The sequence below is a fragment of the Rhodohalobacter mucosus genome (genome assembly GCF_003150675.1).
Taxonomy (GTDB): Bacteria; Bacteroidota; Rhodothermia; order Balneolales; family Balneolaceae; genus Rhodohalobacter; species Rhodohalobacter mucosus.
Map to the genome: position 1 here is coordinate 190,673 of NZ_QGGB01000001.1, position 13,623 is coordinate 204,295.

General features: G+C 48.5%; 12 protein-coding genes and 1 tRNA gene. 4 read left to right on the forward strand and 9 right to left on the reverse strand.

What is annotated here, in order from left to right:
- Positions 1 to 347: 347 nt before the first annotated feature.
- Genes DDZ15_RS00750 through DDZ15_RS00760 form a run of 3 tightly spaced genes read right to left on the reverse strand, consistent with a single transcriptional unit; the run spans position 348 to position 2,663 of the window.
- Positions 348 to 1,829 (reverse strand): lipopolysaccharide biosynthesis protein, encoded by a 1,482-nt coding sequence (locus DDZ15_RS00750; RefSeq protein ID WP_109643861.1) that lies wholly within the window; start codon positions 1,827 to 1,829, stop codon positions 348 to 350.
- A gap of 4 nt (positions 1,830 to 1,833) precedes the next feature.
- Positions 1,834 to 2,268, reverse strand: coding sequence for a type II 3-dehydroquinate dehydratase (locus DDZ15_RS00755; protein ID WP_109643864.1), 435 nt, complete (start codon positions 2,266 to 2,268; stop codon positions 1,834 to 1,836).
- On the reverse strand, positions 2,265 to 2,663 hold the full coding sequence (locus DDZ15_RS00760; protein ID WP_109643866.1) for an HIT family protein: 399 nt from the start codon (positions 2,661 to 2,663) through the stop codon (positions 2,265 to 2,267). The genes DDZ15_RS00755 and DDZ15_RS00760 overlap by 4 nt, the downstream gene beginning before the upstream one ends.
- A gap of 191 nt (positions 2,664 to 2,854) precedes the next feature.
- Here DDZ15_RS00760 and DDZ15_RS00770 point away from each other — a divergent pair.
- The 4 genes from DDZ15_RS00770 to DDZ15_RS00785 all read left to right on the forward strand — a co-directional run bounded on the left by DDZ15_RS00770 (position 2,855) and on the right by DDZ15_RS00785 (position 7,209).
- A tRNA-Lys gene (locus tag DDZ15_RS00770) sits at positions 2,855 to 2,927 on the forward strand.
- A gap of 182 nt (positions 2,928 to 3,109) precedes the next feature.
- Positions 3,110 to 3,415: an FtsB family cell division protein gene (locus tag DDZ15_RS00775; RefSeq protein WP_109643869.1), complete on the forward strand. Its 306-nt coding sequence runs from the start codon at positions 3,110 to 3,112 to the stop codon at positions 3,413 to 3,415.
- Positions 3,416 to 3,490: 75 nt separating this feature from the next.
- Positions 3,491 to 4,441, forward strand: a complete 951-nt coding sequence (locus DDZ15_RS00780; protein WP_109643871.1) for an ROK family protein — start codon at positions 3,491 to 3,493, stop codon at positions 4,439 to 4,441.
- Positions 4,442 to 4,464: 23 nt separating this feature from the next.
- Entirely contained in the window at positions 4,465 to 7,209 is a 2,745-nt protein-coding gene (locus tag DDZ15_RS00785; protein ID WP_242978810.1) for a putative LPS assembly protein LptD, read from the forward strand.
- Between the two features lie 43 nt (positions 7,210 to 7,252).
- Here DDZ15_RS00785 and DDZ15_RS00790 read toward each other — a convergent pair whose 3' ends face one another.
- The 6 genes from DDZ15_RS00790 to DDZ15_RS00815 form a co-directional block, all read right to left on the reverse strand.
- A complete protein-coding gene (locus DDZ15_RS00790) occupies positions 7,253 to 7,855 on the reverse strand; it encodes a riboflavin synthase (protein ID WP_109643873.1) in 603 nt (200 codons plus the stop codon).
- Between the two features lie 3 nt (positions 7,856 to 7,858).
- Positions 7,859 to 8,995 (reverse strand): bifunctional diaminohydroxyphosphoribosylaminopyrimidine deaminase/5-amino-6-(5-phosphoribosylamino)uracil reductase RibD, encoded by a 1,137-nt coding sequence (ribD, locus tag DDZ15_RS00795; protein WP_109643875.1) that lies wholly within the window; start codon positions 8,993 to 8,995, stop codon positions 7,859 to 7,861.
- Positions 8,996 to 9,262: 267 nt separating this feature from the next.
- Positions 9,263 to 11,017: a peptidylprolyl isomerase gene (locus DDZ15_RS00800; protein ID WP_242978812.1), complete on the reverse strand. Its 1,755-nt coding sequence runs from the start codon at positions 11,015 to 11,017 to the stop codon at positions 9,263 to 9,265.
- Between the two features lie 150 nt (positions 11,018 to 11,167).
- Complete coding sequence (locus DDZ15_RS00805; protein WP_109643880.1) at positions 11,168 to 12,100, reverse strand: MlaD family protein; 933 nt, start codon at positions 12,098 to 12,100, stop codon at positions 11,168 to 11,170.
- Positions 12,101 to 12,112: 12 nt separating this feature from the next.
- The gene (locus tag DDZ15_RS00810) at positions 12,113 to 12,847 is read right to left on the reverse strand and encodes an ABC transporter ATP-binding protein (RefSeq protein ID WP_109643882.1); all 735 of its coding nucleotides are present in this window, start codon (positions 12,845 to 12,847) and stop codon (positions 12,113 to 12,115) included.
- Positions 12,844 to 13,581, reverse strand: coding sequence for an MlaE family ABC transporter permease (locus DDZ15_RS00815; protein ID WP_109643884.1), 738 nt, complete (start codon positions 13,579 to 13,581; stop codon positions 12,844 to 12,846). Before DDZ15_RS00815 ends, DDZ15_RS00810 begins: the two co-directional genes overlap by 4 nt.
- Between the last annotated feature and the right edge of the window lie 42 nt (positions 13,582 to 13,623).

Sequence of the window (13,623 nt, forward strand, 5' to 3'; positions counted from 1 at the left end):
CCCGCATCCCGGACGGATGCTTTGCCGGCGGCTTTCCGGCCAATTTTCAACCCCGGTCCGGGTTTATCTATTAGGGCTTAATTTACAGATCAGCCGTAACTCACCCTTGCACTAAAGAGCTCATCACATACCCATATTACCGGAAAGCACCCCACCTGGACGTTTGGTGGTTTTGGGAACCCCAAACAGCAGATAAAATCCGCATCAGGGATGATTTTATGTTAGTAACCCAAACTCATTACCAGATACCTGCCGCGTTCCGGAGGAACGTCTGGTCGGTACAGCCAACGGGTGGACACTGCACTCTCAATGCGTTCCGGAGGGACGCCTGGTGTCGTGAAGTTTCATCAGGGTTCTGCCTCTGCACTCTTTTTGAGATACCATGCAAGATATGCCACGGAGATCAGTGCTCCTGATATAAGCAACAGGATCCGGAGAGCCATTTCACCAACGGGGATCTGCGTTGCAAACCATGGTTCAGCAAACACAAGCCCCCCTGTAAGCACCATCAAGGCAAAACTTTCTGTAAGGCGATATGGCACCTCCATAACTTTCCTGCTATACAGCCCGAGCGTCACAGCCATCGCACCATAGCTCAAAAGTGTAGCGGTTGCGGCACCGGACATGCCGAAGTGAGGTATCAGCAGCAGGTTCGACACAATCGTAACCCCCGCCCCCATCAGCGTTATTTTGTAGAAAACCCGGGTTTTCTCCTTGATAAACACACCCGATGAGAAATTGATGTACCATCCATGGAACCAGTAGGCCAGCAGCAAAAACGGTACAATTTCCAGCCCTGACCAATACGCACTATCGATAATGGTGGCCCCCGTTCCTGGTATCTCTATAGCCACAATCAGATCCCTGAATAGTGCAACCGCCAAAAAAAGGAGCGCGGAGAACGTATTATACCATGCAAAAGCCTGTCCGAAAATGATTCGGGACTCCCTCTCTTCCGCATGCCTCATAAAAAACGGCTGCCATGCCATTCGGAACATCTGTACCGCCAGCAGCATAAAAACGGCCAGCTTATAGCAGGCATTGTAGATTCCCACCACATCCTCAGGAGTGGTTCCATCCCCGTAAAGCCTGGCTGCATTTTCAGGGTTTATCCCGTACAGCAGAAACCGGTCGAGCATCTCATTGATCACGAAACCGATGCCGGACGGAACGAACGGCCACCCGAAACGGAATGCAGTCACCATCCAATCGCGGCTGAATGATCCCTTCAGCAGATCGGCCGTTACACTCCATGCAACGATCGTCATCACAAACGAAGCAGCCAGGTTAGCCAGAAACACCGATTCAATACCCATTCCCAATCCAAGAATCAGGTAGAAGTTCATTCCGATATTGATACTGACATTCATCAGCTTGATGCCGGCAAACAGCCATGAACGCCGCGTGAGGCGCAGTTCAGCCAGCGGAACAATAGATAGCGTATCCAGCCACAGAATGCCCAGCATCAACAGAAAGATATCTGAAATACCCGGAGGAAGGCTCATCAGCGGCAACAGCAAGGGCATCAGCAAGTAGAGGAGCAAGCAAAGCAGTGATGCGAATATCAGGAGTCCGGTTTGCAGCGTTTTGAAAACGTGGGGTGCATTTTCCCGGTTTTCAGCATATCGCAGGTACGCCGACTCCATCCCAAACGTAAAAACCACGTTCAGAAATGCAATAGCTGCATACACCAGACCAATTACTCCATATTGTGCCGTATTGAACACACCGGTGTGCAGGGGTACAAGCAGATAATTGATAAACCTTGCAAGCACACTGCTGATGCCGTAAACCAGCGTATCGGAAAAGAGTTCTTTGAGTTTTTGCAAGGTTTTATTTTCTGTTCAGCATTTTCAGTGCTGCATCTATTCCAAGAAGATAGCTGTCCGGGCCAAATCCGGTAATAATACCGTGCATAGCCTTACCGGTCAGTGAGCGCTCCCGGAATTCTTCACGAGCATGAATATTGGAAAGATGAACTTCAACTTTTGGAATTTGAAGAAGTTCCAGCGCATCATGTATGGCAACGGATGAGTGGGTGAAGCCTCCCCAGTTTGCGATGAGTGCATCCACAGATCCGTTTTTGGCAGACTGTATGGCGTCAATCAGCTCCCCTTCGTGATTGCTCTGAACAAATCTGAATACATGATCCGGAAACGTTTGCCTGATCAGGTTTTCTATATCGCTCAGTCTGTTAGCCCCATAAACAGACGGATCCCTTTCACCCAGCAGATTCAGGTTCGGGCCGTTCAAAATTAAAAACTTCACAGCTTCACCTCCGAGGCAACCGCGTCTGCTATCTGCTTCATCTCCTCTTCTGAAATCTGCACCTTGTTTCGGAGGGATACATTTTGCCCTTCATGATAGATCGGTACCAGGTGTACGTGCGCATGCGGCACTTCGAGCCCTTCCACAATGATGCCGGTGCGAAGAGGATCGAGGGCGAGATCGATTGCATAAGCCACCCGTTTTGCAAAAATGAGGGTATCGCCCAGAAGGTCGTCCGGCAGGTCAAAAAGATAATCCGTCTCTCTCTTTGGCACCACAAGTGCGTGTCCCTTTGCTATGGGATTGATATCGAGGAAAGCGATATGTGAATCATTTTCAGCTACTTTATGGCAGGGAATTTCACCCTGTATAATTTTTGTAAATATGGTTGCCATCTCGTTTCTTTTCTATAGTAACAGTTGCGTTCTTTTTTTTCTGTTTAAATGTACAAACTTAGGCAAAGAAAGCAACCGCCGCATGCCGGCCGGGAAATTCAGTGCAGCATGGTTTATTTTAAAATTTTATAAACTGCAGTTTGATTTTCAGGGGCTTCACTCCTTATCTTAGGAGTCTTGATTCTTTTATTGAATCGGTAGCTCAGCTGGTAGAGCAGCGGCCTTTTAAGCCGCGGGTCGTGGGTTCGAGCCCCACCCGATTCACGACTCATATTGCAATGAGTTTCCATTATTTTATTGACTCTCTCTTGATTAACCCTTATCGGCTGATACCCGGTAGGGGTTATTTTTTATACCTCCCTGCCTTTCTTATACATGTGAGCGTATCCGGTTTTGTGAAATTCATTTTTTAAAGTAATTTTGCAGTTCATCTACAGTATCACTCCATGAAAACTGAATACCTCAATCCGCTTCGCTGGAAACGCCCTGTTTTGGTGTCCGTTTTCCTTGCATTTATCGTCATCTGGTTCTTGTTTATCGACACCTACAGCCTGCTTACCCGCTATCAGCTGGAGTCAAGAAAAGACGTACTCATTGAAAAAACCGCCGAGTACAATATGATGACCCAAGAGCTGAAAGAGAAAATCAACGCGTTGGAGAATAATCCCCACCTGCTTGAAAAAATTGCCCGTGAAGAGTATGGGATGCGCAAACCCGGCGAAACCGTATACCGTATTGAACCTGCAGAATAGTATCCTTTTTCTTCTTTTCTGATGGTTTAGCTCATTTTTCACTATTTTCGTTTTTTTAATCTAAACGCTACACACATGATCTCGATTGGCATCGATTTGGGTGGCACCAACATCAAGACGGCTCTTGTTCACAGAGAGAAGGGGTTTCTTAAAACATCCTCCATTCCCACCGAGGCCGAGGAGGGCAAGGAACACGTCTTTGACCGCATTGCGCTTGCAATAGAGGCCTTGCTTAAAGATGAGAAAGATAAACCGATTGGTGTCGGAATGGGGCTTCCCGGAATGGTGAGCATGGACAGAAAAACAGTAAAAAGTCCTCCCAACCTGCCCGGATGGAAAACAGAAAATGTATCATCAGAAATCGAAAAACGGACCGGGCTTCCCTGTGTAATAGAAAATGATGCAAATCTGGCTGCACTGGGTTCTGCCCGTTTCGGTGTGGGAACTGAACTGGATTATTTCATTATGGTTACCCTGGGAACCGGGGTTGGCGGCGGCATTATCATCAATAATAAAATATATCGCGGCACCACCGGAATGGCGGGTGAACTGGGGCATGTAATTATTGACTACCACGGCCCGTTATCCAACAGTAACACAAGGGGAGGAGTGGAAGCATACCTGGGGCAGCGTTTTTTAAGCCGCTTTGCCGCAGACCTTATTCGTCAGAATACAGACAACCCCCTGTACATTAAATTTCATAAGGATTTTGAAAAACTGGAGCCTGTGGACCTTTACAAGGCAGCCAATGAGGACAATAATCTCGCCATTGATATTCTGAGGAAAGCCGGTGAGAAACTCGGCTATGCAATTGTAAACTATGTCCATATTCTCGATATCCGGAAAATTGTAGTAAGCGGAGGAGTTGCCAAAGCAGGCAAATTTCTCCTGAAACCGGCTTATGACACGGCGGCAAAATATCTGATGCCTCCTTTTCTGGAAGAATTCGAAATCATCTATGAATCACTTGGAAACGATGCAGCACTTTTAGGAGCGGCAAGCCTGGCGTTCGAAGAGCTGCAGTGATCCCGATAATCTGATCCATGCGGATGTTCCTAAAAACATGCAGCCATGCCGGGCTTTTAAAAGCAGCCCCCGTTTTACTTGTGCTCTGTATGTTGAGTTCGGCTCCTGCCATGGCTCAGGGAGTACCCGACTCCCTGCGAACATCATCGGTGCCCGATACGCTTTCACGTACAGGCCAGACACCATCGGTGCCCGACACGCTTTCCCGATCCGGTCAGCCCTCACAGGTTCCCCAGTCGCGCGAGGCTGCGCGCGAGTCCGTACCCGATGCGGTAAGTTTTTCGGCAAGGGATTCTCTTACATTTAACTTCAGGGGTCAGCGAACCGCACTCCTTTATGGGTCCGGCAACGTTAAACATACCAGCGGGGAACTGAGCGCGGGCACCATTGAACTCGACCTGGATCAAAACCTGGTACAGGCCACCGCCCAAAGCCCGGCCGATACCCTTTCCTACCCGGTTCTTCGCCAAGATGGACAGAACCTGCGAAGCAATCGTATCCTGTTCAACTACGAAACGGAACGGGGTAAATTTGAGGTGGCTGAAATATCCGTTCCTGACGGTCATCTGATAGGTACAAAGGTGAAAAATGTTTCGCAAAGCGAGGTTTTCATTGAAGACGGCATCTACTCCACCTGTCCGCCCGACCATATGTATTACTATATTCAGGCAAAACGGATGAAGGTGGTGGATGAGGAGGAGGTCTTTTTTACCAATGCGCGTCTGTATATCCTTGATATCCCTTATCCACTGGTCTTCCCATTTGGATACGTACCCGCGGGCATTGAGTCGCGCCAGTCCGGCCTGCTCGAACCCACCTACGTTTTTCAAAATACCTCTACGCGCGGTATCGGGCTCCAGAACCTGGGCTGGTTTCAGTATTTCAATGATTATCTGACGGGACAAATCGCATTTGACGTATTCACTTCAGGTACCATTTTTACAACATCAAGGTGGCAGTACCGTGACACTGACCGCTTCAGCGGCTCTGTAACTTTGGGTTATTCCTATGAGCGCGGCCTAGAACCCACCGATCCAAACTTTCAGGAGGTTACAAGTAAACGTTTGTCGGTGAGTCATAATCAACAGATCTCGCCCTATGCCAACCTTACCGCAAATATTAACCTTCAGACTGCGAATTACTTCCAGCGAAACTCATTTGATCCGAATGAGCGGGCGCAGACCAACAGTACATCCAGGATATCGTACCGTTACAGCCATCCTGAAAATATTTACAATTTCAGCCTTTCCTCGAGCCTGAATCAGCAATTTACCAGAAACAGCACCCGTTTCAGCGGTCCGGATATGCAGTTCTCACTTCGCCAGATCACTCCCTTCAAATCAGATCAGCCCGGCGTGAACAGGGAGAGATGGTATGAGAGAATCAGCATCAATTACAGAAACCAGTTTCGGTCGGACTATAACTTCAGGCCCATTGATGCCGATTCGGCCACCGTTAACTGGCTCGATGCCCTGTTTGACCGCACTCTTTACGAGGAGGCAACCGGAAACGACGATCACATACGATACGGCCTTGAACAGTCGGCCTCCATTTCCATTGGTCAGCTGATTCCAAGTCAATACCTGAATGTCAGCTCCAGCATCAGCTATAACGAGTACTGGTATCCCTCCACAATCAGAAAAGAACTGGATCCGGAAGAAAACCGGCTTGTGTCCCGCCGGGTAGACGGATTTGCTGCTGCACGGGATTTCAATACCTCCCTCAATTTCAGCACCACACTGTACGGTATTTCCCAGGCTAAAATCGGGAACCTGGAGGGGTTTCGCCACACACTGAGGCCAACGGTAAGCTTCAGTTACCGGCCTGATTTTTCGGACGAACGATGGGGCTTTTATCGCGAAGTTCAGTCTGATACCCTCGGCAATACGCAGCGATATTCTATTTTTGAGGACGGTATACTCGGAGGGCCCGGGGCAGGTAAAGTTCAATCCATGTCGTTCGATCTGACCAATATCCTGGAAACCAAGCAGGTGAAGCGGGATACAACGGGCGAGGTGAAGTCAACCAACCTGAAACTGATTGATAACCTGTCGGCAAGTGCAGGTTATAACTTTGCGGCAGACAGCCTGAAACTGAGCCGTCTGAATGTACGGCTCTCTTCACGGGTGGTTGACGGCTTGCGGCTTCGGGTCAGCGCCAACTACTCGTTTTACACACGGGATGAAAACGGGCGTGAAATCGACACCTTTATCTGGAACGCCAGCAATAAAATTCTGCAACCCCTCAATTACAGCCTGAGTTTATCAACCTCCTTCCAGGGCGGCAGCAACGGGCCTCGTTTAACCACACCGGAATATCGCTCCTACGATCCTCTTGACCAGGCATTTTTCAGTCCCATAGACCCGCGATTTAACGCACAGCCTGTACAGCGTGCAGATTCTCCCTGGGGTTTTGGACTGGATTTCAGTTATCGGTGGACCTACAGGTTTGAACGGGAGGCGCAAAAAAGCGCCATTCTCAACGCAAACAGTATCCGCTTCAGGCTTACTCCAAAGTGGCAGGTAAATACAAGTATGGGGTACGATTTTATTGAAAAGGATCTCACGCCGGCTCAATTCAGCCTGACCCGCAACATGATCTGCTGGAACCTCTCATTCACCTTTAATCCATTCGGTGATTTCCAGTACTATTTCTTCAAGCTTTCACTGAGTAATTCACAAATTGCCAGCCTTTTCCAGAAACTGCCCGGGCTGAACAACCTGGAACGGAGCTCGTCTCCCACGGGCCGCTCGCCTCGCCGTTATTGATTTTATAAAATGCACGGTGCACAAAAAGCCGGATTGAATTGAATTATCCGTTGCCGCTTTCGCGATTTTTCAGGTATTGGATAATGTACTTACCGAACATATCGAACTCCAGGTTTACCCGGTCACCTTCCGATTTGTCTATCAGATTGGTGTGTTCCCAGGTATAGGGGATAATCGCGACCGTAAACCGGTTTTTCTCATGCCGCGCTATCGTAAGGCTGATTCCGTCGATGGCAATACTGCCGCGCCCAACCACAAGATCACTGAATTCCTGGGGGTACTCCACTGAAATCAGCAGATCGGCGTCTTTCTGGTCAATGGACGTGATTACACCGGTAGTATCGACATGACCCTGCACCAGGTGGCCTTCAATTCCTTTATCAAGCGTGAGAGATCGCTCCAGGTTCACAGGGCTTCCCTCCTTTAAATCACCCAGACTTGTTTTTCTGAGTGTTTCCTCAACGCACTGCACATGAAACTGATCGCCATTAAAGGATACGACCGTGAGGCAAACCCCATTCACGGCGATACTCTCATCCTCATGTGTATTTCCGGCAAAGGAACAGGCAATTGCGAGCTCCTTTCCGCCCTTCATTTTTTTAATGGCTGACACCCTGCCCACTTCAGAAATTATACCGGTAAACATAATCTATAGATTTGCAGTTAATAACATATCGGAGCCGCTTTGCTCCCATTTAAAATCACGGAACGGGACGATATCCTCCATGCGCTGAACATTCAGGCCCGAAATTGATTTTGTTCCGCCACCCAGCAGCTTTGGTGAAATAAAAAGACGAAGACGATCAACCAGGCCGGCCCTGACCAATGCGGAAGACAGATCCCTTCCTCCCTCAACAAGAAGCGAGTGAATACCGTTGTCATGCAGCTTTCGAAGAGCGTCTTTCAGCCGCACGTGCCCTCCCGACTTTTCCGCGTGGATGACTTCTCCCCTGAAGTAATTGCTTTGCAGCATTTTCAGCATGGGGTCCGACTCTTTCTCCCATTTCTCCCGGTTATGGGTTATCACGATTGTTTTCTCCTCATACTGATCGGATAACAGATTCAGGTGCCGCGGCAGTTCAAAGGGCCCGTCAATTACCACCCTTTTCGGCTGCCTGCCCTCTACCAGCCGTACCGTAAGCGAAGGATTGTCGTGCAGAGCCGTATTGCGACCCACCATCACGGCATCATCCTCACTTCTCCACCGGTGTACCAACTTCCTCGACTCTTCGCAAGAGATCCATTTTGAATCACCGTTTGGCGCTGCGATATAGCCATCGGCCGTCTGGGCAATTTTAAGCGTCACAAAAGGCCTGCCCAATTCAAGAGCGTGAAGCCACGTTTCATTCAGCTTCTCTGCCTCTTTCTGCAAAACACCTGTAATGACCTCAATATCTGCCGCTTTCAGCTTTTTAATGCCTTTGCCGTTTACAGAAGGGTGAGGATCTTTCATTGCAATAACCACCCGGGCAATTGGCAGTTCAGCGAGCATATCGGCACAGGGCGGCGTTTTACCGGTATGGGAACACGGCTCAAGAGTAACCACAACCGTAGCGTTTTTCAGCAGCTCACGGTTCTCAACCGATTGAACGGCATTTACCTCTGCATGTGCCTTGCCGTATCTTTCGTGATAACCCTCCCCAATGATGTTTCCGTCTTTAGAAACGATCACACATCCTACCATCGGATTCGGCGACACATAGCCTTTTCCCCGCAGGGCAAGGTTTAAAGCACGCTGCATCCAAAGCCGGTAATTTCCATTTTGCTGGGCTGCTGAATCACTCATAAAACTCTTCTGAACTGAGGATGCTATGAAGTTAACGTTATTCCGTAAGAAGGATTTATCAATTCTAAATACTCTCTAAAAATTTTTCAGGCGTTTGTTGTGAAGATGGCCGAATCCTCAGCCCGACCGACAGAGGGAGTTACAGCTCTCCGAATCTGAGCCTGCAGTGCAGAATGGCATCTTCAATGAAAATAAAAAGGGCAGAAGATATCCGATCTCCTGCCCTCCAAATTCGTTCATTTTCTACAATGCAGAATCTCTGTGAGATCAGCGCAGAATCCGGTCGCGGTTATCCTGAATTGATGCGTCTTCTTTCAGCCTGTCAATAAATACCTGGTTAAATGCCATGAATTTCTGCTGCTCGAGCCGATTGCGAAGTGTATTCTGCTGCTCAGCAGTCATGTTCTGCGCATCAGCCATGTCCATATTTACCACCCGAATAACAAAAACTGCATTGGAACCCTGTATCGCACCGGACATACCGCCTTCTTCCATACCAAAAATTGCACCGATTACTTCCACTTCACGGCCTGCACCGGGTATCGTGGTACTGCTGTATCTTACACCTTCCGCTTCGGATATTTCAGTGTCGAGTGCCGAAGCAAGGCTCTCGAGGTCGGAATTGGCTGTAAGCTGTTCGGTGACTGCAGCCAGCGCCTGAACCTGACGTTTGTCGTTACGCAGCGCATTTTCAACCTGTGTTCTTACTTCATCAAATGGCCGCGTGCCTGCGGGCGTACGCTCGAGCATCTGTGCTACGATAAATTGGTCATTCAATTCAATAGGTTCTGAAATGCTGTTCACACTTAAATCTTCAAGTGCATCTACTGCAACCTGGCTTTGCCCCAGACCGGGAATAAATGGAGTGTCTTTTGTAGCGGTGGCTTCCCGGACAGGCTTGTCATTGCGCTCCGCTTCTTCCTCAAAACTTTCGGATTCCGCATAAAACTTGAACTCGCTTGCCTCTTCAGCAAGTCGGTCGATTGTAGCAATGGGATCAGCGATGACATCGTAGGAAAGTACTGCAAATTTAATCTCATCTCCCTGCTGATCAATCTTTTTGAACAGGTGCGGGTTGCCATTAACCATCTCAACATCCGAAACTTCTCCGATCTCAAGGTCCACAACGGGACTGAACTCCTCACGAATATTATCAACGTTTACGTAAGCTCCCCGGAACGGAGTGGATGACTGGTACCGCAGCACGAAAAGGGAATCATTTTCTGCAGATTCAAACGCTGATCGAAGGTCCTCAATTTCTCTGACGGTATTCAGCGTATCTTCGGCGGTGGGTGTTTTATCCCAGCTTACATACCGGAACCTGTAGGTCTCCTCTCTTTGGTACAGATCGGAGTTCTCCCTGTAATACTGCTGAAGTTCCGAATCGGTCATTGAAATTTCCTCGTCCTGAATCTCGCTGTAAGGAAAACGAACAAATTCTATATCAGCAAAGGAGTTTTCTCTCACATACTCATTCCGGATCTCCATGGGAGTTACTCTCAGCCCGGACGAAATGTAGTTATTGAGTTTTTGCTGACGGCGATTCTCTCGCAGCTGCTGCTCAATGAGGATCCAAACTTCACTGTTTTCGGGTGAATCGATGGCCGTTTGAAGGGCAATTCGGTCAATCTGACCGGTCTCGTCAGCAAACTGCTGCCTGATAAAAGGATCAGGATTATCTCCGGTTACCATTTCCATCAATTCGGTGTCTGTAACCGTGATGCCAAGTTCATCCATTTTTTGGCGAATCAGGCGTGCGGCAACCAGGTCTTCCCAGGCCTGATTTTCGTACAGGGCCCTGATTTCGGGCGACATCGGGTTTCCGGATTGCTGATTGAACTGTTCTGTATAGAAGCTAACCCGCTGATTGTATTCATTCAGGGTGATTTCGTCACCATTTACAATACCGAGACTTCTTGGTCCCTGGGTCACCCCACCAAAAAAGTCGACGTCTGCGAGCACCCATAAAATTCCAAACGAGAAAATCAGTATCCACAAAATGGAGGACGTACTGTTTCTCATTTTTTCCATTACACCCATGAAGAGATCCTCTGAAAAGTACTTTAAAAGTTATGTTTCTAATAAATTTTTTGAGCCTGAAAATATACGACAACATCTTGCGAGTCGCAATTCTGCCATCCTTTAACGGGGAAGGGCGAAGATCATTTTAATCTAAAAAAGTTCAATGATATTCATATGCCGCAGATACCTGCCGGGCTCTTCATTCAGGTTCCTGATCAGTTCCTTAAGTTCCCTCGAAAGTTCTTCTACATTGTCATAAACGGCCGGGTCGTTCACCAGTTTACCGATAGTACCCTCTCCGCTGTTGATCTTGTCAAGTATCTGATTAAGGTTGGATGTTGCGCTTTCCAGTTCCGTTCTCAGAAGTTCCAGTTCCGAGATGTTTTTCTCCAGCGACACCATGATACTGTCTACCCGGGGGCTGTTGTCGGCGGCAAGGGTATCGAGCCGGCTTAGCATTTGTGAGCCGGAGGTGATTGCGCGGCTGATATCCTGCTGGCGTTGCGTAAGTATGAGAGAGAGCTGTTCGGCGGCCTGAGATGCGCTTACAATGGTTTCATCGAGTGTGGCGCGTGTACTGTCATCAAACGTAGAGTTCAGCTGCCTCAAAAAAGTGTTCAGCTCAGACAGGGATTCCGATACGTCTCCTGCGATCTCCTCACTCCGGCTGCCCAGCACTTCCGTCACGCTTTCCACATATTCACCTTCAATCTCATCTCCGTACTCAATATTGCTGTCTGAATCGCCTAATCTGAGCACGATCGATTTTCCCTCCACAATACCCAGCGAAGTAAGCTGTGCCACGGTATCGTCGGGTATCGGAAAATCACCGTCAAGGCTCATTGTTACCTTCACACGGCCATTGCGGTTCAGCTCCACTGAGCTAACCGAACCCACCTTTACGCCGCTTACATTTACCAGGCTGCCGCGGCTGATTCCGTCACCCCTGTCGAATGTTGCGGTTATCTGGAAAGTCTGCCTGAAGATGGGGATGTCCCGCATAAAGCGAAATCCGACAAAGGCAATCATAAACGCCACAAGCACCGTGATCCCTACTTTTACTTCATTACTCAGGTTTAGCATAGTTCATTAAGCTTATAATTGATATTCACTGGCAGTCACAAATTCGAGCAGCCCCTTATGGTCGGTACGTCTCATTTCATCAACGGTTCCGAACCAGCTCAGCTTGTGTTTGTCCAGAAAAGCCACTTTATCGGCTACTTTTAAAACGCTGTGCATGTCGTGTGTAATCACCACAGAGGTAATATTGAGCCCCTGGGCCATCGACATGATCAACCCATTTATTTCATCCGCTGTTTGCGGATCAAGCCCTGATGTGGGCTCATCGTACATGATATATTTGGGCTCGAGCACAATGGCCCTGGCCAGGCCCACTCTTTTCCTCATACCTCCTGAAAGTTCCGAGGTCTCTTTGTCCGAAGCATCCTGAAGGTTCACATATTCCAGGCAGTGCATCACCCGCTCCCGGATTTCCGCCTCGCTCCGGTCTGTAAAATACCTCAGCGGAAACGCTACGTTCTCGAAGGTATTGATTGAATCGAAGAGTGCTGACCCCTGAAAAAGAATTCCAAATTCCTGCCGCAGTTTTCTTTGGTCCACGTAATCAAGACTGAACAGATCTTTTCCATCGATAATTACCTTTCCGCTGTCGGGCGTGAGCAGAGCATTGATGTGTTTCAGCAGAACAGATTTGCCGCAGCCGGAACGTCCGATTACCGCAACCGTTTCATTGTCATCAATGCTGAAGCTTACATCCTCCCATACGAGAAGGTCGTCAAAACTTTTTGTAAGGTTTTGAATTTCGATCATAGTAGTATAGCTGCCAGGATAAAATCAGCAAGTAGAATAAGAATACAGCTCAATACGGTTGCATCGGTTGTACTTTTACCCACTCCTTCTGCCCCGCCCGTTGCAAAATACCCTTTGTAACATGAAACAGACGTAATAATAAATCCAAATACGAACATCTTCACGAATCCGAAAACAACATTCCATGGATAAAAGTACATGCGGGCTCCCTGAAGAAAATCAGCCGGAGGGACAGTTCCGGAAAAATACCCGGCGGAGATTCCCCCTCCGATCCCAAAAATGCTTGCAACGATATAGAGAACCGGAAACATCAGGATTCCCGCGAGCACTCTCGGAACCACCAGGAAAGAGACAGAGTTGAAGCCCATCGACTCCAGGGCGTCGATCTGTTCGCTTACGCGCATCGTGCCGAGCTCTGTTGCAACACGCGCCCCCACCTTTCCGGCAAGAACAAGGCTGGAGATAACGGCGGCCAGCTCAATCAGAATCGACTCCGACACAATTGCACCGATTGTAGAAAGGGGAATAAAAGCAGATTCCAGCTGGTAGGCCGATTGCAGCGTCATCACCGAACCCGTAAAAATACCGGTAAGTACAATAATGGGCACGGAATCATAGCCTACCTTCACCAGTTCCTGGAACAGATTCTTGCGATACGTGCTGAATTCCGTTGATGAACGAAGGGCCTGATAAAGCAGTGTGCTGTATTTCCCTAACTCGTTGAGAGACTGCATGGATTACTTTTCAACCTGACATATAGGAAACCTGAAAGAAAC